The 20,545-nt window shown below is 42.6% G+C and carries 16 protein-coding genes and 1 pseudogene; 5 read left to right on the top strand and 12 right to left on the bottom strand.

Translation table 11 applies throughout. The annotated features are described in order from the left end of the window. Positions 1-140 precede the first annotated feature (140 nt). A complete protein-coding gene (locus HRU23_17545; protein ID NRA55945.1) occupies positions 141-731 on the top strand; it encodes a biliverdin-producing heme oxygenase in 591 nt (196 codons plus the stop codon). Further along, positions 731-1,252: a YbaN family protein gene (locus tag HRU23_17540; protein NRA55944.1), complete on the top strand. Its 522-nt coding sequence runs from the start codon at positions 731-733 to the stop codon at positions 1,250-1,252. Before HRU23_17545 ends, HRU23_17540 begins: the two co-directional genes overlap by 1 nt. A 351-nt stretch (positions 1,253-1,603) precedes the next feature. Here HRU23_17540 and HRU23_17535 read toward each other — a convergent pair whose 3' ends face one another. The 10 genes from HRU23_17535 to sdhC all read right to left on the bottom strand — a co-directional run bounded on the left by HRU23_17535 (position 1,604) and on the right by sdhC (position 12,757). After that, on the bottom strand, positions 1,604-1,813 hold the full coding sequence (locus HRU23_17535) for a cold-shock protein (protein ID NRA55943.1): 210 nt from the start codon (positions 1,811-1,813) through the stop codon (positions 1,604-1,606). Between the two features lie 250 nt (positions 1,814-2,063). Continuing rightward, a complete protein-coding gene (locus HRU23_17530) occupies positions 2,064-2,750 on the bottom strand; it encodes a hypothetical protein (GenBank protein ID NRA55942.1) in 687 nt (228 codons plus the stop codon). A 149-nt stretch (positions 2,751-2,899) separates the two neighbouring features. Next, positions 2,900-3,772, bottom strand: coding sequence for a succinate--CoA ligase subunit alpha (gene sucD / locus HRU23_17525; GenBank protein ID NRA55941.1), 873 nt, complete (start codon positions 3,770-3,772; stop codon positions 2,900-2,902). Continuing rightward, the gene (gene sucC / locus HRU23_17520) at positions 3,772-4,938 is read right to left on the bottom strand and encodes an ADP-forming succinate--CoA ligase subunit beta (GenBank protein NRA55940.1); all 1,167 of its coding nucleotides are present in this window, start codon (positions 4,936-4,938) and stop codon (positions 3,772-3,774) included. Before sucC ends, sucD begins: the two co-directional genes overlap by 1 nt. Before the next feature lie 261 nt (positions 4,939-5,199). Further along, positions 5,200-6,390: a 2-oxoglutarate dehydrogenase complex dihydrolipoyllysine-residue succinyltransferase gene (odhB, locus tag HRU23_17515; protein NRA55939.1), complete on the bottom strand. Its 1,191-nt coding sequence runs from the start codon at positions 6,388-6,390 to the stop codon at positions 5,200-5,202. Positions 6,391-6,480: 90 nt separating this feature from the next. Then, on the bottom strand, positions 6,481-9,297 hold the full coding sequence (locus HRU23_17510; protein NRA55938.1) for a 2-oxoglutarate dehydrogenase E1 component: 2,817 nt from the start codon (positions 9,295-9,297) through the stop codon (positions 6,481-6,483). A gap of 221 nt (positions 9,298-9,518) precedes the next feature. Next, positions 9,519-10,229, bottom strand: a complete 711-nt coding sequence (locus HRU23_17505; GenBank protein NRA55937.1) for a succinate dehydrogenase iron-sulfur subunit — start codon at positions 10,227-10,229, stop codon at positions 9,519-9,521. Between the two features lie 10 nt (positions 10,230-10,239). After that, on the bottom strand, positions 10,240-12,006 hold the full coding sequence (gene sdhA / locus HRU23_17500; protein ID NRA55936.1) for a succinate dehydrogenase flavoprotein subunit: 1,767 nt from the start codon (positions 12,004-12,006) through the stop codon (positions 10,240-10,242). A 2-nt stretch (positions 12,007-12,008) separates the two neighbouring features. After that, positions 12,009-12,353: a succinate dehydrogenase, hydrophobic membrane anchor protein gene (gene sdhD / locus HRU23_17495; protein ID NRA55935.1), complete on the bottom strand. Its 345-nt coding sequence runs from the start codon at positions 12,351-12,353 to the stop codon at positions 12,009-12,011. Continuing rightward, positions 12,347-12,757 (bottom strand): succinate dehydrogenase cytochrome b556 subunit, encoded by a 411-nt coding sequence (gene sdhC / locus HRU23_17490; GenBank protein ID NRA55934.1) that lies wholly within the window; start codon positions 12,755-12,757, stop codon positions 12,347-12,349. The genes sdhD and sdhC overlap by 7 nt, the downstream gene beginning before the upstream one ends. Before the next feature lie 437 nt (positions 12,758-13,194). Here sdhC and gltA point away from each other — a divergent pair, with 437 nt between their 5' ends. Then, the gene (gene gltA, locus HRU23_17485; protein NRA55933.1) at positions 13,195-14,478 is read left to right on the top strand and encodes a citrate (Si)-synthase; all 1,284 of its coding nucleotides are present in this window, start codon (positions 13,195-13,197) and stop codon (positions 14,476-14,478) included. 166 nt (positions 14,479-14,644) lie between these two features. On the opposite strand, the gene dctP is transcribed toward gltA, so the two are convergent. Continuing rightward, on the bottom strand, positions 14,645-15,655 hold the full coding sequence (gene dctP, locus HRU23_17480; protein ID NRA55932.1) for a TRAP transporter substrate-binding protein DctP: 1,011 nt from the start codon (positions 15,653-15,655) through the stop codon (positions 14,645-14,647). Between the two features lie 321 nt (positions 15,656-15,976). Here dctP and HRU23_17475 point away from each other — a divergent pair. Both HRU23_17475 and HRU23_17470 read left to right on the top strand, forming a co-directional pair. After that, a pseudogene (locus tag HRU23_17475) lies at positions 15,977-17,090 on the top strand (sulfite oxidase). 10 nt (positions 17,091-17,100) lie between these two features. After that, complete coding sequence (locus HRU23_17470) at positions 17,101-17,280, top strand: hypothetical protein (protein ID NRA55931.1); 180 nt, start codon at positions 17,101-17,103, stop codon at positions 17,278-17,280. A gap of 102 nt (positions 17,281-17,382) precedes the next feature. Here the strand turns inward: HRU23_17470 and HRU23_17465 are convergent, their stop codons facing one another. Continuing rightward, positions 17,383-20,094 (bottom strand): hypothetical protein, encoded by a 2,712-nt coding sequence (locus HRU23_17465; protein ID NRA55930.1) that lies wholly within the window; start codon positions 20,092-20,094, stop codon positions 17,383-17,385. Between the last annotated feature and the right edge of the window lie 451 nt (positions 20,095-20,545).

The following is a 20,545-nucleotide window of genomic DNA, read 5'->3' as shown; positions in this document are numbered from 1 at the left end:
TACATGCCAGTTGCGTTTAAGCGCACTTGACACTACTTTTAATACAGCAGGTATTACTAACAAACTATTAAACATCGAGTAAAAATTTCGTTGAACGCATGACGTTTTAGTTATGCAGCACATAAAAAATGGATTTCATTATGGCTAATCTCATTAAACAGCAATACCCACGCATTACTAAACTACGTGCTATCACCACCGGTACTCATCAAAGTCTGGACGACAAGGTGATGTCGTACCAACCTTTCGAGAGTAACGAAAACTATATTAAATTCTTAAAATTTCAGCATCAATTTATGAATAAAGTGGCTCCGCTTTATCAAAGCCAACAATTAACCAAGGTATTTTACAATTTACAATCTCGCTGTCGCTTGAATTATCTTAAACTAGATTTAGCCGACTTTAACCAATCAGTTACTGCGGTTAATGATAACGAGATGAATACACTTTCATTGCCCGCCGCGATCGGTTGGTTATACGTTATTGAAGGGTCAAAATTAGGCGCTGCAATTTTAGCAAAAGAAGTTGGCAAGCTTAATTTAACCGGTGAGTATGGCGCGCGATTTTTAGCAGGCCCTGGCAATGGTCGAGGCAGCGCGTGGCGTGAATTTATGCAGTCAGTTGAATCAATTGAGCTATCAGACCAAGAAGAACAAATGATGCTTGATGGTGCGCTAAACGCCTTTATGTATGTGCACTCATGTGTTGACAATGTACTAGCACGTAATTAATGCGGCCATTTATCGATTTAAAACAACAGCTCAACCACTGCAAAAAGTCTTTATATTTAGCGCTTGGAATTATTATGGTCGCATGCGGCATTATTGGCATTATGCTGCCAGTAATGCCGACCACTATTTTTTTCATTATCGCTTTGGCGTGTTTTAGTCGTTCTTCCTCACGAATGAAGCACTGGTTGCTAAATCATCCTAAGTTTGGCAGTAACTTAACCGCTTGGACTCAATACCAAATTGTACCTATAAAAGCAAAGTATTGGGCAACGGCTTCAATGGTAGCGAGTGTCGTTATAGTAGCATTAACAACCCAATCAACCCCATTAACCCTGCTGGTAGCCTATAGTATCTTGCTAGTGATTGTTTACTTACTCAGTAAACCAAGTTCGATTGAAACAGCAATAAGGACGCAACAAAAACCTGCGTTATTTACCCCATGGAAAGCAACGATCTGTTCGGTAATATTTCTCTCTTTATTATTTATTAATTGCCCATATTTAGTACAAAACATTTCATAAATACACTTCGAGTATAGCCAATTATAGAACTGGTATTAAATTATTGAGGTCTAGACGCTGAATGAGCAATGGCGAGAAAATAATTATACCAATTCCGTTAAATTAGTGGCCAATTTATTATCGAGGAAAAACGAATGAGAACAAGGCATTTATATACGTCTGTAGTCATTCTACATAGAAAATAAATAACGCGGTTATCATTTGTTTTAACCGTTAAGAATGATCAGTTAATTATCGGAATTGGTATTATTATAGGATCGATTTTTTGCCATAAAAAAAGGTAAGACGGTTAGGTCTTACCTTAATATCGACAGTAATTTACTGTGGTTAGCGCAATGCTAACTTGTCACTTTATAGCGCGACGATGTTCTCGGCTTGTGGACCTTTTTGGCCTTGACCGACTACAAATTCAACTTTTTGACCTTCGGCTAATGTTTTAAAACCGTCACCGCTGATTTGACTAAAGTGAGCGAAAACGTCAGGACCGTTTGCTTGCTCGATGAAACCAAAACCTTTAGCTTCGTTAAACCATTTTACAGTACCAGTAGTTGTATTAGACATAATAAATCCTATTAATTAAAGAGTAATTTTATAACCTCAGTTGAGGTTGACGTGCTGAAAGTGCTATTACTTATAAAAACAGGACGAAGTGCAAATTGAACATCGTTGTTTTAACCATAAATATAGGTGGTGCCTTAAAGCTGGGCAAATTATAACCAAATATTTAACCAAGTCAACACCCCTGTTCATTAAATGACCAAATGAGTGATCTGGTTAGCAAAATTTTGGTGCTGATGGTCTTGGGACGATATTAATAGTTAGCAATATTAATATATTTATTAACCATTGGGTTATCGAGTCGATTAATGCTGATCTTATCAATGATATCGAGTGTTTTAATCGTATTAGACATGTCGACCTTGTCCTTGAGCTCCATCTCGCTAAATGCGGTGCTATTTAACAGTTCAGTCAACGTTTGCTTGGTGGTTGCTAAATTGGACTTAAAATTAGGCTCTTTTTTGGCCTGCTCAATATCATCAAATATAGTACTCGCGTGCTCAAGAGCCTGCTTAAGCGCGACAACGCTACTATTGTCTGAATCTTCATAATCGTCAATATTACTGAGTCGTTGATCTAAGTCGGTTAAATATTGACTAAGGCTTTGGGTCGATGTTTGCTCGTCCTCGGTAGTATCTGCAATACCATAGTTGTTATCCGTAAGCGTGGCATACTCTTTGTTAGACATTAAACCGTACTCATAAACTCGGTCAATTAGGCCAGCAGTATCGACAGATGCAAATGATGTACCGCTAAAAAATTCACTGGTAATTGCGCTTAGCTTTTGTGCTCTGGTTGAAAGCGACAGGTTGCCTTGCTCTTGCAACTCTGAATTGGCAACAACTTTAGCTTCTTCAATCTTAGTAAGTTGCTCTGACGCGTTGATATTCGCAGATTGGTTGCCAAGCAGCGAATTGTACATACTAATATTACTGAGCATAGAGAGTTCCATTCAAATTATTGACGACTACTATACTTAAGCAAAAACTAGACCATTGTGCTCATTGAATGAAATGGGTATTACTTTATTTCTAACAACAAAAAGCCCGCACGAGGCGGGCTTTTAAAACTAACTAGATAAGCTTGTGCTTACCAGCCGGTTTTATCTTTAAGAGCGATACCAATGTCGGCAAGGCTGCGTACGGTTTTAACACCAGCAGCTTCTAGTGCAGCAAATTTCTCATCTGCAGTACCTTTACCGCCAGCGATAATTGCGCCAGCGTGGCCCATGCGCTTACCTGCAGGTGCAGTAACACCAGCAATGTAAGAAACAACAGGCTTGGTCACGTGGTGCTTGATATATTCTGCTGCTTCTTCTTCCGCGGTACCGCCGATTTCACCAATCATTACGATTGCTTCAGTCTGTGGATCATTTTGAAACATTTCCAAAATGTCGATGAAGTTAGAGCCAGGAATAGGGTCGCCGCCAATGCCAACACAGGTAGACTGACCGAAACCAGCATCTGTTGTTTGCTTAACCGCTTCATAAGTAAGCGTACCTGAACGCGATACAATACCTACTTTACCCGGCTTGTGGATATGGCCCGGCATGATCCCAATCTTACTTTCACCAGGTGTGATAACACCTGGGCAGTTAGGACCAATCATGCGTACGCCAGTTTGTTCAAGCTTAACTTTAACATCAACCATATCGAGCGTTGGAATGCCTTCAGTAATGGTGATGATTAGCTCAATGCCTGCATCGATAGCTTCTAAAATAGCATCTTTACAAAATGGCGCCGGCACGTAGATAACAGTTGCCGTGGCACCTGTCACTTCGACGGCTTCACGCACGGTATTAAATACCGGTAGACCAAGGTGAACTTGTCCACCCTTGCCTGGGCTTACGCCACCAACCATCTGTGTGCCGTATTCCATCGCTTGTTCAGAGTGGAATGTACCTTGACCACCAGTGAAACCCTGACAGATTACTTTCGTATCTTTATTAATTAATACAGACATTATTTGCCCTCCGCAGCAGCAACAACTTTTTGTGCAGCGTCGGTTAATGACTCAGCCGCGATGATGTCTAGACCTGAGTTTTTAAGCACTTCTCTACCTAGTTCAGCGTTGGTACCTTCTAAACGAACAACAACAGGAACCTTAACGCCAACTTCCTTAACAGCGCCAATGATACCTTCAGCAATCATGTCACAACGAACGATTCCGCCAAAGATGTTAACTAAAACAGCTTTAACGTTTTCGTCAGACAAAATAATCTTGAATGCTTCAGAAACACGTTCTTTGTTCGCGCCGCCCCCAACATCTAGGAAGTTAGCGGGCTTGCCACCATGAAGGTTGACGATATCCATCGTGCCCATCGCCAGGCCTGCACCGTTAACCATACAACCAACAGTACCATCAAGAGCTACGTAGTTTAGCTCCCATTGTGCTGCATGAGCTTCACGTTCATCTTCTTGCGAAGGATCGTGCATTGCGCGGATTTTAGGTTGACGGTATAACGCGTTGCCATCGATGCCTATTTTGCCATCAAGACAATGTAAATTGCCTTCATCTGTAATAACTAATGGGTTGATTTCAAGTAGTGCAAAATCAAAGTCGTTGAACATTTTGGCCAGACCCATAAAGATCTTCACAAATTGCTTCATTTGAGTCGGATTAAGACCCAACTTGAAACCCAGCTCACGTGCTTGGTATGCTTGAGGACCAACTAACGGATCAATCGTGGCTTTGTGTATTAGTTCTGGTGTTTCTTCAGCAACGGTTTCAATATCAACCCCGCCTTCAGTAGATGCCATAAATACAACTTTACGAGTGCCACGGTCAACAACAGCGCCTAGGTATAATTCGTTAGCGATATCGGTACAGCTCTCAACTAAGATCTTTGAAACAGGCTGACCTTTTTCATCTGTCTGATACGTAACTAAATTTTTTCCTAACCAGTGTTGGGCAAATTCTTTTATCTCTTCCTTTGATTTTACCAGCTTAACGCCGCCAGCTTTGCCGCGTCCACCAGCGTGTACTTGGGTTTTAACAACCCAGGTATCTCCGCCAATTTTGTCGGCCGCTTCTGCAGCCTCTTGAGGGGTGTCGCACGCGAACCCTTCAGATACCGGTAAACCATATTCTGCGAATAACTGCTTCGCTTGATACTCATGCAAATTCATGATGATTTTCCATTCCGTTAGTTAAATACTTCAAACCAAACCCAAAGGTTTGGCAACCATAGCACCTGTTACAAGGGCCAATTCTCTACTACTTGTCTAGCTACACTTCTAATACATCCACTACTAAACTTTTGGCTCTTCTAATATGTAATACTTTTTCCTTTTAATTACTGACCATACTGTACTCGTTAAAATCGACGATAACGTCGTTTCTTACGTCGCACAGCAAGATCATATAATTAAGGAAATTGTATAAATCGTTTATACGTCAAGTAATAAACGAGCTGGATCTTCAAGTAACTCTTTAATCGTTACTAAGAAGCCAACTGATTCTTTGCCGTCAACAATACGGTGATCGTAAGACAGGGCTAAGTACATCATTGGTAAAATTTCTACTTTACCGTCAACCGCCATTGGGCGATCTTGGATTTTGTGCATGCCTAAGATAGCACTTTGTGGCAGGTTAATAATAGGGGTTGAGATCAAAGAACCGAACACACCACCATTAGTGATGGTGAAATTACCACCGGTCATTTCGTCAACAGTTAACTTACCATCTCGACCTTTGATTGCCAACTCACGAATTTTCTTTTCGATGTCAGCCATGCTCATCTGATCAGTATCACGTAATACTGGCGTAACCAGACCACGAGGAGTTGATACCGCAATGCTGACGTCGAAGAAGTTATGATAAACAATATCATCGCCATCGATTGAAGCATTAACGCCAGGGAAGCGTTTAAGCGCTTCTGTAACCGCTTTAACGTAAAACGACATAAAGCCTAAACGAGTATCGTGACGCTTTTCAAAGGCATCTTTGTATTGCGCACGAAGATCCATGATTGGCTTCATGTTGATTTCGTTAAACGTCGTCAACATAGCTGTATCGTTAGTTGCTTGCAGTAAACGCTTAGCAATTGTTTTACGCAAACGAGTCATTGGTACACGTTTTTGTGAACGTGCGCCTAAATCAACTACAGGAGCCGCAGCTACAGGTGCAGCAGCTGGAGCTGAAGCAGTTTTGATGAAAGCTTCAACGTCTTCTTTAGTTAAACGACCACCAACACCAGTGCCTTTGATTTTATCGGCTGACAATTTGTGCTCTGATAATAAACGGCGTACTGACGGGCTAAGTGCGTCGCTAGCTTCTTGATCCGCCGCAGGCGCAACAGTTGAAGCAGTTGTATCGTTAGATACTTCTTGACCCGCTACTGGGCCAGGTTTAAGAATAGCAATAACGTGCTCACCTAATACGGTTGCACCTTCGTCTTCACGAATTTCAATAATTACACCGTTGTCTGGTGCTGGTACTTCTAGTACTACTTTGTCTGTTTCGATATCAACTAAGTTATCATCACGTGATACAAAATCACCGACTTTTACGTGCCATGTTGCAATTGATGCGTCTGCCACTGATTCAGGTAATACAGGAACCTTAATTTCGATATTCATCGATTTTTCCCTTAAATTTAAGTAATCGACCTAAGCCAGGTTTAGCAATTGTTTTCAATCACTAAACCAAACTTAGGTGTGCCGCAGCACTTATTTAGTAGTTAGAGCTGAAGCGATCAGCGCTGCTTGTTGTAATTTATGCATTGCAGGATAACCACAAGCCGGTGCTGCTGATGCTTCACGACCAGCATAAGTCAACTGTGACCCTTGCGGAATCGCGTTCCAGAAATGATGTTGGCTACAATACCAAGCGCCCTGGTTTTGTGGTTCTTCTTGACACCAGACGTAATCAGTAACATGAGCATATTGCTCTAGCAACGTCGTCACTTCTTCATGTGGGAACGGATAAAGCTGCTCAATTCGGATAATCGCGACATCAGTCTGATTATTCTCACGACGTTTTTGCAGCAGTTCGTAATAAACCTTACCGCTACAGAATACGATGCGCTTAACCTGTTTAGGGTCAAGATCGTCGATTTCACCAATCACGTTTTGGAACGTACCGCTCGCTAGCTCTTCAAGCGTTGAAGTACATAACGGATGACGTAATAGCGATTTCGGTGTCATAACCACTAACGGACGACGCATTGGGCGTACAACCTGACGACGCAACATGTGATAAATCTGTGCTGGTGTTGATGGCACAACAACCTGCATATTATGATTAGCACACAGCTGTAAGAAACGCTCTAAACGGGCTGATGAATGCTCAGGACCTTGGCCTTCATAACCGTGTGGTAGTAACATAGTTAGACCACATAAACGGCCCCACTTCTGCTCACCAGATGAAATAAACTGATCAAATACTACTTGAGCACAGTTAGCGAAATCGCCAAATTGCGCTTCCCAGATATTTAAACCAGCTGGCTCTGCTGTGGTATAGCCGTACTCGAATGCCACCACTGAATTTTCAGATAATACTGAATCGAACAGTCTAAACTTACCTTGATTTTCAGATAAGTTTTTCAGTGGCGTATAGGTGCTGGCATCTTCTTGATTATGCAATACAGCATGACGGTGGAAGAATGTTCCACGCGCACTGTCTTGACCGATCAAACGAATATTTGTACCTTCATCAAGGATCGTGGCATATGCCAAGTTTTCAGCAAAACCCCAATCAACCGCTTTATCACCATTAGCCATAGTGACACGATCGTTATAGATTTTAGCGACCCGCGATTGCAGCTTGTGTTCTGCTGGGTAGTGACACATTTTATGGGCAAGCTCAGTCACTTTATCAAGTGGCAGCGTTGCATCATAAGGAATGTCCCAATCATGACCAATGTAAGGTGCCCAATCGGTTGAATGCAACGTCATTGGACGCCATTCATCAACCACACAATCACCGTGATCTAAACGGTCACGGTAATCATTAATCATACTCGACAAATCCGCTTGCTCAACCAAATTGGCGGCCAGTAACTTGTCTGCATAGATCTTACGCGGGGTAGGATGACGTTTAATTTTCTGATACATCAACGGCTGTGTTGCATTTGGCTCATCAGCTTCGTTATGGCCATGGCGGCGATAACAAACCAAGTCAATCACGACATCGCGCTTAAACTTGTTACGATAATCAACCGCAATGCGTGACACAAAAGCAACCGCTTCAGGATCATCACCATTGACGTGGAAAATTGGTGCCTGGACCATTTTCGCAATATCAGTACAATACATCGTTGAACGGATATCTTCTGGGTTATTGGTGGTAAAACCAACTTGGTTATTGATCACGATACGAATCGTACCACCGACCTTAAAACCACGGGTTTGAGACATATTAAATGTCTCTTGTACCACGCCCTGACCTGCAATAGCACTATCACCATGAATGGTAATTGGCATCACTAACTTGCCATCTTTACACTCTAATCTGTCTTGACGCGCGCGAACACTACCGATAACAACAGGGTTAACGATTTCAAGATGCGATGGATTAAAAGCGAGTGCCACGTGCAATGCACCATGGGGAGTTTCATAATCGGCCGAGAAACCTTGGTGATATTTAACGTCACCAGAACCATGCACTTCGTCATGGGTGCCGGCAAACTCATCGAATAATTCCGACGGTTTTTTACCCAGCAAGTTAACCAGGACGTTCAAACGGCCACGATGTGCCATGCCCAATACGATTTCTTTCGCGCCATGTTCGCCAGCTTTGTATAAAATCTCGCGTAACATCGGGATAAGTGCACCGCCGCCTTCAAGAGAAAAACGTTTTGCACCAGGAAATTTAGCACCGACATATTTTTCAATACCTTCGGCTGCTGTTAAGCCTGCTAAGAAACGGAGTTTTTCATCTTTGCTGTACGCGGGATTACTTTGTACTGACTCAAACTGCTGCTGTAGCCATCGCTTCTCATCGGTATCGGTAATGTGCATATATTCCACACCGACACTGCCACAGTACGTTTGTTCAAGCGCGTTATGAAGATCACGAAGTTTCATCGATTCTTTGCCAACAGCAAAAGAACCAACGTTAAACTCGGTATCCATATCGTCTTGAGTTAATGAGTGAAATGCTGGATTTAACTCAGCTACCTTGTCACGCTGCCACAATCCTAATGGATCAAGGTTGGCGTGTTGATGACCGCGGAAACGATAGGCGTTGATCATCTGTAGTACTTTTACTTGCTTAGAAGCCGTTTGCGGATCAATTTCGCTCGCTGGACCACCACGGGTCTCTTTTGCTGCTCGGCGGAAGTAATCACGAATTTTGGTATGATTTACATCTTGAACGTCACTACTTTCAGGACTAACAGCTAACTGTTCAAAAACAGTTCGCCACTCGTCTGAAACAGCAGTTTCATCTTCAAGATATGCTTCATACATCCCTTCTATGTAGCTTGCATTAGCACCAGCCAGATGAGACGACTCTAACCACGTCTTCATTATGCCTTCATGCATTTTTTGCCCTTTTTTATAAAAACGCTATTTTAATAGTTATGACTTTGAATGTTGTTATAGAAAAACATTCTAAGTCACCCAATTACACTTTTCAATAACCTAACGTATTAACAACATAATGTTTACAACTGTTATGTCTAATACGAAAAAAGCCACACTCCCTTGTGAGAGTATGGCTCTATATCTTTTATGCTTTTAGTGCTTGATCAAGGTCCATAATGTTAAACCGCTCGGTTTAACAACATAGATTTAATATGACCAATGGCCTTAGTAGGATTTAACCCTTTAGGACATACACTTACACAGTTCATGATACCGTGACAACGGAATACACTAAATGCATCATCAAGATTGCTCAAACGCTCTTCTGTTGCTGTATCGCGACTATCAATTAAGAAGCGGTACGCATGAAGTAACCCAGCAGGCCCGATGAACTTATCTGGATTCCACCAAAACGATGGACAAGAAGTTGAACAACAAGCACATAAAATACACTCGTATAAGCCATCTAACTTGTCTCGTTCTTCAACCGTTTGCAAATGCTCACGTGCCGGTGGATTCTTACCGTCATTAATCAGGTAAGGTTTAACCTTTTCATACTGCGTATAAAATTGGCTCATGTCGATGATGATGTCACGAATAACTGGTAAACCAGGTAACGGACGCAACACAACTTTTTCACCTTTAAGGTCTGATAATGGCGTGATACATGCCAGGCCATTTTTGCCGTTCATGTTAACACCATCACTACCACAAACACCTTCACGACATGAACGACGGAATGATAACGTTGGATCTTGTTCTTTTAACAAAATCAACGCATCTAATACCATCATGTCAGAACCGTCTTCGATTTCTAACGTGTAGTCTTTCATGTAAGGCTTGCTATCAACGTCAGGATTGTAGCGATAAATTGAGAATAATTTTTTCATCACACTCTCCTTAGTAAGTACGAGCTTTAGGTGGGAAGGCTTCACGCTTATGCGGCGCGAAGTTAACGTCACGCTTGCTCATTGTTTCAGTAGCAGGGTGATAAACACTGTGACATAGCCAGTTTTCATCATCACGATCTGGGAAATCTTCACGTGAGTGAGCGCCACGAGATTCTTCACGGAAGTTAGCTGCTACTGCTGTTGCAAATGCTGTTTCCATCAAGTTATCTAATTCTAGACATTCGATGCGCTGGGTATTGAACTCAGCTGAATTGTCAGACAACTTAGCGTTTTTAAGGCGCTCGCGAATGCTCTTCAGTTCAGCTAACCCTTCTGCCATCGCTTTACCTTCACGGAATACCGAGAAGTTAAGCTGCATACAAAGCTGCATATCTTTTTTGATTTGAACGGGATCTTCACCGTCTTTGTTGTTTTCCCAACGGTTCAAACGCACAAGTGCGGCATCAATATCGGCTTGAGACGCATCTTTATGGCTTAGTTCGTCCGTCAGGTATTTACCCAAGAACTGACCAGCACTACGACCAAATACAACCAAATCAAGTAATGAGTTACCACCTAAACGGTTAGCACCGTGAACCGATACACAAGCAATCTCACCAACAGCAAACAAACCTTCAATGACACTATCAGTACCATCTTGATTACGTTGCAGTGCTTGACCGTGAATGTTGGCTAATACGCCGCCCATCATGTAGTGACAAGTTGGCAATACTGGGATTGGTGCTTCAACGGGATCAACGTGAGCAAAGGTTCGTGATAAATCACACACACCCGGCAAACGAGACTCTAGCGTTTCTTTACCCAAGTGATTAAGCTTTAATAATAGATGTGGACCTAAAGGACCATCGAGACCACGACCTTCGCGAATTTCGTTCATCATAGAACGAGCTACTACGTCACGCGACGCTAAATCTTTAGCGTTCGGTGCATAACGTTCCATGAAACGTTCGCCGTCTTTATTTAATAAGTAACCGCCTTCACCACGACAACCTTCAGTAACTAGTACGCCAGAACCAGCGATACCTGTCGGGTGGAACTGCCACATTTCCATGTCTTGCATGGCGCAGCCTGCACGAATAGCCATGCCAACACCGTCGCCAGTATTGATATGAGCATTAGTGGTTGAAGCATAAATACGACCCGCACCACCAGTAGCCAGTACTGTTGCGCGACCTTTGAAGTAAACGACTTCGCCAGTTTCGATGTTCATTGCGGTACAACCAACAATGGTACCATCTTCGTTTTTAACCAAATCTAACGCGAACCATTCGCTGAAAATATTGGTTTCATTTTTTACATTTTGCTGATAAAGCAAATGTAACAACGCGTGACCAGTACGGTCAGCTGCTGCTGCTGTACGTGCGGCTTGTTCGCCACCAAAAGACTTCGATTGACCACCGAACGGACGCTGGTAAATTTTACCATTGTCTAAACGAGAGAATGGTAGCCCCATCGTCTCAAGTTCGATTACCGCCGCAGGACCGGCCTCACACATAAATTCGATAGCGTCTTGGTCACCGATAAAATCAGAACCTTTAACGGTATCGTACATGTGCCATTGCCAATCATCTTCGTGGGTATTACCAAGTGCAACGGTAATACCACCTTGAGCAGATACGGTATGTGAACGCGTTGGGAATACTTTTGAAATCAACGCACAAGTTTTACCTTCTTGCGTGATTTGAAGTGCTGCGCGCATGCCAGCACCACCGGCGCCAATAACAACCGCGTCAAATTCTAAAACAGGAATAGCCACTTTTAGACTCCCAATAAAATAGCAACGCCAGCGATAACATAGCTAAACGCCATGACATTTAGTGCTAGCTGAAGAACAAAACGAAGACCAACAGGTTTAACATAATCTGTTAGTACCTGCCACATACCAATCCACACGTGAGCCAGTAATGACAACAAGGTGATGATGGTAAAGACCTGCATTGCAAGATTGGAGAATAACGATGTCCATGAGACGTAAGTAACATCATTAGTCAGAAAGAAACCTAACATGAAAAATGCGTACACAGCCAAGTTAATGCCTGCGACACGGATGATTATGTAATCATGAACGCCACTGCGCCCAAGTGTTGCTGCGTTAGCTACCATACCCATACTCCTGCTAAAAACGATAGAATTGCGGAAATGATCATGGTTACTTGTGCTGATTGGGTGGCAGTATCAAAATCTTCACCGTAGCCTAAATCCATAACGATATGTCGTATTCCGACAACTAGGTGATATGCTAATGCGGTTAATATACCCCAGAAGACAAACTTAGCCAGAAAACTGCTCATTAATTCCTGCACGTGTGCGAAGCCCAATGGCGACGATAACGATTCAGCAAGGAACCACATCAAAATACCAGTAGCGAAAAACATAATAACGCCACTAACACGGTGTAGGATTGATGCAATTGCAGTTAACGGAAAGCTGACAGTCTGTAAGTCAAGGTTTACAGGTCTTTGCTTTTTCACGATTTGCTCTCTTAGCTCTAAGAAATTGAAGCCCATTATTTTTATTGATAGAGGAGGTCCCGGACTTCGACAGGAATAAAAATTAGCTAAATCGTTGACCGACCGCCATTTCCCCTTTCATTTGGTTATCAGATTGTGACAAAAAACTCACCCTGATTAAACCCGACGAAAGTATACTGGGACTAAGGAGCAAATACAATTATTGTAATAATCTAAATTAGTTATGAGCCGAGTTTTATTCGTCGTTAAACGACAGTATTTGACGAAAAATATTTTAACAACAGCCGAAACTGCTGAATTTTACAACTACCGCTCATTAAGCAACCAAAAATTAAATAACTTTTTAACAAAATTTATCTTAAACACTCATTTAAATTGACAAGTTATGTTCTTTTTAGGTTAAATACACGCTTTTATTATCTGCTATTAATAAAAGCTGAATAAGAATATTCAATAATTGAGGAGCAAATCGTATGACACAGCGTCACGCCACCCTAATGGTCGACGGTAAGGAATTAATTGAATTACCAATTAGCTCAGGTACTGCCGGCCACGATGTAATCGATATTAGCAAGCTTGGTGGCACAGGCCATTTCACGTTTGATCCTGGCTTTATGGCAACTGCATCTTGTGAATCAGAAATCACTTACATTGATGGCAATAAAGGCATTTTATTACATCGCGGTTACCCAATCGATCAGTTAGCTAAAAACGCTGACTACTTAGAAGTGTGTTACATCCTTCTATACGGTGATAAGCCAACAAAAACACAATACGAAGAATTCGTAAAAATTGTCAAAAACCATACTATGGTTCACGATCAGTTAATGCATTTCTTTAAAGGCTTCCGTCGTGATGCTCACCCAATGGCCATCATGTGTGGTGTTGTTGGTGCCTTGTCATCGTTTTACCACGATTCACTAGACATAAATAATCCACGTCACCGTGAAATTGCCGCGTTCCGCCTAATTTCAAAAATGCCAACACTTGCCGCAATGAGCTACAAGTACAGCATCGGCCAGCCATTTATTTATCCTAAAAATGAGCTAAATTACGCAGAAAACTTCTTGCACATGATGTTTGCAGTACCAACTGAAGAATACCAGGTTAACCCTGTTGTGGCTCGCGCCATGGACCGTATCTTCACTTTACATGCAGATCACGAGCAAAATGCATCAACATCAACAGTGCGCCTAGCAGGTTCATCTGGTGCGAATCCATTTGCTTGTATCGCAGCCGGTATCGCGTCTCTTTGGGGCCCTGCTCATGGCGGTGCTAACGAAGCATGTTTGGCGATGTTAGAAGAAATTGGCAGTGTTGATCGTATTGAAGAATACGTTGCAAAAGCGAAAGATAAGTCAGATCCATTCCGCCTAATGGGCTTTGGTCATCGTGTTTACAAAAATCACGATCCACGTGCAACGGTTATGCGTGAGACTTGTCATGAAGTATTAACAGAGCTTAACGTTAATGATCCTCTATTAGACGTTGCGATGGAACTTGAGCGTATTGCGCTTGAAGACCCTTACTTCATCGAAAAGAAACTGTACCCTAACGTTGATTTCTACTCTGGTATCGTTATGCGAGCAATGGGCATTCCAACGTCAATGTTCACCGTAATTTTCGCATTATCACGTACTGTTGGTTGGGTTTCACATTGGAAAGAAATGTTAAGTCAGCCAGGCCACAAGATTGGTCGTCCTCGTCAGTTATACACCGGCGAAGCAAAACGCGATTTCACCTCTGAAGTTAAGTAAACTTTAAGACGTTTAATCGGATTTTAAAAGCGGCTAATTAGCCGCTTTTTTTATGTTCAGGATGAACGGTATATCGCGGTGCCATGGATGGCAAAGAGCGATGATGTTTAGGATTGATGTTGCCGCCCAATGTTAAGTAGCGACTTTAATCAAAACCCTGATCTTATCAAGCTCTGCCGGTCGCTTTAGCGGCAGCTTCAAGAATAGCAATCGCTTTTTTGTTGCGGTCCGATTTCGCCGCTTCTTCTTGCCACAACTCCTTAGCGGCCTCACGTAAGCGAGCGGAGTCTGCTTCGTTTAATGAATTAAGTTCAAACACGCCGCTATTACCCGCGTCAATCGAACCACTGATCATCCAGGTATGCATTTTGCTTGCATGTTTGGCAAACGACGTTTCAATTACAGCCTGTTGTGCTGGGGTCAACGATTTCCACGTATCCATATTGATTAACATTTGGTCGGTATAACCCGGACTAATCATATTAAGCGACGTGTAGTGCTTGGCGGCTTCGTAAAGCTTCATACCCACATATTCATTAGTACCCGCATAGATTACGCCATCGATCAAACCAGTCGACAACGCCCGATGTAGCTCAGAGCCTTGAATGAAAATAGTATCTATACCAAATTTATTAAGGATTTTAGCAACACTTGGGGTAGCACGGATCTTCATTGCTTTCAAATCATCTAAGCTGTTTACCGGTTTTTTTGTTAGAAGATCAAACGGTCCCCCCATAATAGCGCCAAGGTAGTGTACATTTTGCTCTGCATACGCTTCACGGATAAGCTTACCAAGACCTTTGGTTTCCATGATATACATTGCTTCATCATAACTGGTCCATGCGCCAGGTATGCCTGATTCGATGGTCGCTATATCGAGCTGTTCAGGCCAATAACCGGCATAGCCTTGACACATATCTAGCGTGCCTTTACTCACAGCTTGCAACATTTCGGCATCAGGAACCAGAGTGCTGCCAGTGTATTGGTCAATAGTTAATGATTTATTCGACGCATTGCTAACGTCAGTCGTGAACGTCTTAAATATTGCGTCAGCTTGTTCGCCCCAGTAAGTTTGCATCCGCAGTGTCTTTTTTCTGACCTTAGCACTTACAATATGCGCTACTGGCGCTGTCGCCAAACCTGCGACTGCCGCTTTGATAAAATTCCGTCTTTTCATCCATAATCCCTTATTATATTTAAGCCAACCACTCATTATTAAGTCTTAATATATCACTCGCTATCAGTTAAAGAGTCCATTTCCCTTGTGAGTGTTAATACATAAAATGTAATCATATTGTTAACGAAGATAAAGCTTACTTTCAATCGATGCAAGTGAGAATAAAATTAAATCACTGCGCTAGAAACTCAACCCGCCCTTGGCTGACACTCGCTAATTACCCCATCAAACAGCGACTACCAGCCGACAAAAGTAAAGCAGGTGCTAACGGTTGTAACGTGTTGGCTCTACTGTGTTTGGTTAAAAATCTCATAATCTAAAATGTCATGCTTGCTTTCAACACTAGGAGATAACCACTTGGATAATAAGAAGAATAAACCTCAACAAGGGATCAACCAACTCTATCAAAACGATCCAGTTAAAGCCGTTTTAGCCGTGTTTGGCCGCTTTATGCCAGGCGGGTTAATTCCTGCCGCCTATGCCGGTACCACTGAAGATTTCACCATTGCTGGCAAGCACCCAGGTTTGACCATTCTTAACGATCGACCGGTTAATGCCGAAGTGCCACCGCACTTATTAAACGACTTAATTACCCCAGCAGATCGGCTGTTTGTCCGTAACAATGGCATACCGCCACAACAGGTCGATGTTGCTAACTGGACCCTTACCATTGATGGCGAATCGGTAAAAACCAGCAAAACCTATACCATTACCGAGCTAAAATGTAAATTTAAACACCACACTTATCAACTCACACTTGAATGTGGTGGCAATGGTCGTTCTGAATTTAATCCACCGGCGAAAGGCAATCAGTGGTCGACCGGTGCGGTTGGCTGTGCGCAGTGGACCGGGGTCCGGGGTCCGGTTACGCGATGTGCTAAAAGATTGTGGCATTAAAGACGATGCGGTTTATATTGGCTACCACGGCGCTGATTCGCATTTAAGTGGCGATCCAAATAAAGCAGCCATTTCTCGTGGTGTCCCCATGGGTAAAGCGCTTGAAGATGAAGCTTTAATTGCTTGGGCTGTTAACGGCGACGACATTCCGGCAATGAACGGTTACCCATTACGACTGGTTTTTGGTGGTTGGCCCGCGTCGACCTCGGGTAAGTCGCTAACGGGTATTTCAATTCGTAATAAGGTTCACGATGGTAAAAAAATGGGTGGGAAAGCTTACCGTACCCCCTGTAAACCCGTCGCGCCAGGCACTAAAGTTCCAAACGAAGACATGTGCATCATTGAGCAAATGCCGGTTAAATCATTAGTTACCTACCCTAAATCAGGGGTTTTACATCAATTAAAGCAACAACTAACCGTTGAAGGTCACGCATGGGCTGGCGATAAAACCGTTGAAAAAATGGCGGTGTCCATCGATTTTGGTCAAACTTGGCAAGAAGTGAAGCTATCGAGGCCTGCCATTCGGCGGCATTGGTGACCCAAATAGAATGAGTCGTGATACTTGGCTTGAAACCATTCGTTGGATGCAGCAAACCCAAGGTTTTTGGCCTCTAGGCACCAATGATCCCATTATCTTGGATTATTTAGCCAAGCACTACAGCCCAACGGATACGGGCCGGCGAAAGAGTTTACCCAATCATTTAATGCCACCGGAATCAAATGAATAACAGTAAGATAATAACCGTAAAATGGCACAGTTACTCAACAGCGTCACCGCCTTTGCGGTGACGCTGTCTGTTATATAAGTTTATCACTAAAACAAACGCGTATTAACGTAGCTCCTGCCAAAAAACCAGCCGATCATTACCGCGATAGCGGCCAAACGTTGCATGCCCTTGCGGGTCGTCTTGGTCGCCATCATTGTCCCAATCAAACTTCAGCCAGACAGGTACCGGTAGTTCCACACTTACATTGCCTACTGTGGTTTGTGGCGCTGGCAGCAACAAACTATTGACACCGTTAGTCACATGATCAAGTTCGCCAAAGGGTGATGGTTCTAACGTTGCGCTGGCTGCGTTGTAAGCCGTACATTGGTCTGCGCTATGCAATTTAAACGCGCCGTCATCAAAATATTGGACCTCAAGTGGCATTCTTAACGCTTCAAGCTCAGAACCAAAGGTATTACTGAGCTTTACCCGGCCGTAATAAAAGCTAATCGGGGTATTATTGAGTTTCTTCGCATTACAATTGCCCCCGATGCAATCTTCTGTAGTAAATGGATTAAAATCGAGCGAGCTTAGCGTAATATCGACACTTTCTTTTGCGTCAATCATTAAGCCAAAAGTCGTGCTCGGTAAAATATCAGGCGGGCTAGCTCGACTTATTGCTAAGCCATAGGCCGTTTGATCATATATGCCCTTGTCCCAAGTAATTGTCACCGGCAGCACGGCACTAAAACGTGGTGCGAGTATCTGCCCACTATTACTCTCTTGAGCAACTAGGCTGACTATTGCCTTCGCATGCCCTCCTTGATAATTTTGGGTAACAACACCTTCTTTATTAACCGCGCTCACTTGATACTTCGCCGAAAATGGTTCGCCCATATAATTATAATTACGGTCCGTACACGCTGGGTTGAGGTTGATGGCGTCAACGTCAGCAAGCTTAAAATGATCAGGCACAAAGCGGCCAATGTTGTCGAGCTTACCTATTACATCACCAGTACCTAAGTAATCACTTACCACCGCATCGAGTCCGATGACGCCTACTTCACTCCACGTTCGGGTGGCCTGTGCAATACTATTGGTGAATGACTCAGTGCCCGGTAATAATACGCCGACTTCACCACCACTCGGGCTAATTAAACGATGAGTTAGTACTAATGTCTGACCACTAAAATTCCCTGCTACGGGGTTACCGTTCAGCGCTAACAAATTAACAGGCTGACCGTCGTTACCAATAGCTTGTCCCTCAACCCATTGAACAGCTGTCGCGGTTAGCTTAAAATCTTCGCCGGCCTTTTTAAATACAGTGCCAGTACCTGTGATAATCGGATCTGTTACAAAACCATTGCTAGCATTCGGATCCGATGCCAGCGATAGCTTAAGTCCAAAAGGTCGCACCACAAATTGATTCGAACTGCCTTGCAATAAGCTGCTTGTACCATTGCCTAAATCAACCGACTTTTGTACCGCTAGCTGTAACCGGCCGACATCAGGGTAGTGAAGCGCTATCTCGGCAGTCGAATCGCTGCCAAAGCGTAATGTCTTTGAGGTAAAGTATTTAGATATCGACTGGCCATTGTTGTTATTGGTTAGGGTTAATCGATCATCAGCGCAACTATTGGGCGAGATACATTGGTATTTAACCTCAACATCAACATCGCCGCCATTCGTAAACAAATTGTCGCAAATTCCGGTGGTGCTATTAGTCTTTACCGCCTTAATGATGATATGTTTTTTATTGTAACCTTGATCTGACCGCTTACCGGCAAGCTGTGTTGGAATAGTAGGGGTAGTACCCTCTACATTGCTAATAATAAAGCCGCTATCAGAGAAATCAATTTGGCAAGTATTGTCTATTACCCCATTGTTGTAACAAACATAATCAGCAATCTCCGACATATCGCTTAAGCCGAGTGTTTCCGAAGTCACTGTTGTACTGGCCAAATTATAACTAGCGTTCTCAGTGAAATTAATGGCCATGCCATCAACCCAGCCAGTCGTCGATAATAAGTTTCCGCTCACCAGCTGGTCAAATTCGTTGTCACAGTTGGTGTCGGCACAAGCTGTCACGGTAACTGTGGAGGCCTGACAGGTTAAGCCGGGACTATTGTAAGCGATGCGATAATGGTCAACTGTTGGCACACTTTCACACATCGTGGAAAAGTCGGAGTCCTTTACAAATTTTGAATTACTGGTAACAGTGAGGCCTGTAGGATGAAATTCATTTGCAACAATAGTCCCTTCTATTACAGTAGAATTATGAGTATGAATTTTCGTTTCACTATATAAAAAGCCGTTAAACGTTACGCCGTTTCCTAAAGAAATATCGTGCTTACTGACAATAATTAAGTTCTTATTATTATAATTTATTGTCGAGTCTTGTTTGACATCTAATTTGCTATTTAGATAAATTCTAACAGCCTCATTAGGGGACTGGTTATTTATTACTTCAACCTTGCTTTCCTTGCGGAGAGTAAGCTCTGTGATAAAATAATCGCCTGGAGAAAAATTCAGTTTTGAATTAACATTTTTAGTCTCTATTTTTTTTATATAATAGGTGCCACCAACCGTATCAAATGTCAACGTGTCACCTGCTGATACGGTGATTGTATTGTAATACTTACCCGCCTCTACTACAAAATCACCATCAGTGACAATATCATTGATGTTAAGTGAACTATCCTTAAACGTCGGAATATTAAAGCCTGGATTCAATCCGTTTTTATCATTAGGAAATAAATTATAGCAACCAAACGCAAAGCCCGCCGCAGAGTAACCTGATAACAACAAAATGAAGATACAATGAAATAAGCGCATTATTCAATCCCTGAATTTGTATTAAATAACTCTGCTGGTTATCTTTGTGATGTGGCTAATGTTGGAAATTGTAATGATGAACAGCATAGACACTTTAAGTATGCACTAATGAATATGACGCTATAGACAATGCCGCTATTGAATATGGAGCAGGTGAATATGAACTCGTTTATTTTAAGCTACGTCAGCGGTGTGATAAGTGCTCTATATCAGTAGAATAAACAGTCGGCTAAATAGAGTCAATTGAATAAAACGACAAAGATTTGACAGTATAGTGTCAATAATAGACATGGCTATTTTAGATATAACAAGGTTTAGTTTACGATGAACAATTTTTAACTCGGGATAATAATAACAGATGTGTAACAAGAAGAGTTGGTGCCCGGAGCGAGACTTGAACTCGCACACCCAGAAGGCGAGGGATTTTAAATCCCTTGTGTCTACCGATTCC

Source organism: Gammaproteobacteria bacterium (assembly GCA_013214945.1).
GTDB lineage: Bacteria > Pseudomonadota > Gammaproteobacteria > Enterobacterales > Psychrobiaceae > Psychrobium.
Note: the sequence above shows the minus strand (reverse complement) of the source record. Positions and strands in the feature narration are given on the sequence as shown.

Bases quoted from the DNA above. Each gene is read 5' to 3' on its own strand.
- HRU23_17545 (NRA55945.1), top strand. From the start codon at position 141: ATGGCTAATCTCATTAAACAGCAATACCCACGCATTACTAAACTACGT.
- HRU23_17540 (NRA55944.1), top strand. From the start codon at position 731: ATGCGGCCATTTATCGATTTAAAACAACAGCTCAACCACTGCAAAAAG.
- HRU23_17535 (NRA55943.1), bottom strand. From the start codon at position 1,813: ATGTCTAATACAACTACTGGTACTGTAAAATGGTTTAACGAAGCTAAA.
- HRU23_17530 (NRA55942.1), bottom strand. From the start codon at position 2,750: ATGCTCAGTAATATTAGTATGTACAATTCGCTGCTTGGCAACCAATCT.
- sucD (NRA55941.1), bottom strand. From the start codon at position 3,772: ATGTCTGTATTAATTAATAAAGATACGAAAGTAATCTGTCAGGGTTTC.
- sucC (NRA55940.1), bottom strand. From the start codon at position 4,938: ATGAATTTGCATGAGTATCAAGCGAAGCAGTTATTCGCAGAATATGGT.
- odhB (NRA55939.1), bottom strand. From the start codon at position 6,390: ATGAATATCGAAATTAAGGTTCCTGTATTACCTGAATCAGTGGCAGAC.
- HRU23_17510 (NRA55938.1), bottom strand. From the start codon at position 9,297: ATGCATGAAGGCATAATGAAGACGTGGTTAGAGTCGTCTCATCTGGCT.
- HRU23_17505 (NRA55937.1), bottom strand. From the start codon at position 10,229: ATGAAAAAATTATTCTCAATTTATCGCTACAATCCTGACGTTGATAGC.
- sdhD (NRA55935.1), bottom strand. From the start codon at position 12,353: ATGGTAGCTAACGCAGCAACACTTGGGCGCAGTGGCGTTCATGATTAC.
- sdhC (NRA55934.1), bottom strand. From the start codon at position 12,757: ATGGGCTTCAATTTCTTAGAGCTAAGAGAGCAAATCGTGAAAAAGCAA.
- gltA (NRA55933.1), top strand. From the start codon at position 13,195: ATGACACAGCGTCACGCCACCCTAATGGTCGACGGTAAGGAATTAATT.
- dctP (NRA55932.1), bottom strand. From the start codon at position 15,655: ATGAAAAGACGGAATTTTATCAAAGCGGCAGTCGCAGGTTTGGCGACA.
- HRU23_17470 (NRA55931.1), top strand. From the start codon at position 17,101: ATGAGTCGTGATACTTGGCTTGAAACCATTCGTTGGATGCAGCAAACC.
- HRU23_17465 (NRA55930.1), bottom strand. From the start codon at position 20,094: ATGCGCTTATTTCATTGTATCTTCATTTTGTTGTTATCAGGTTACTCT.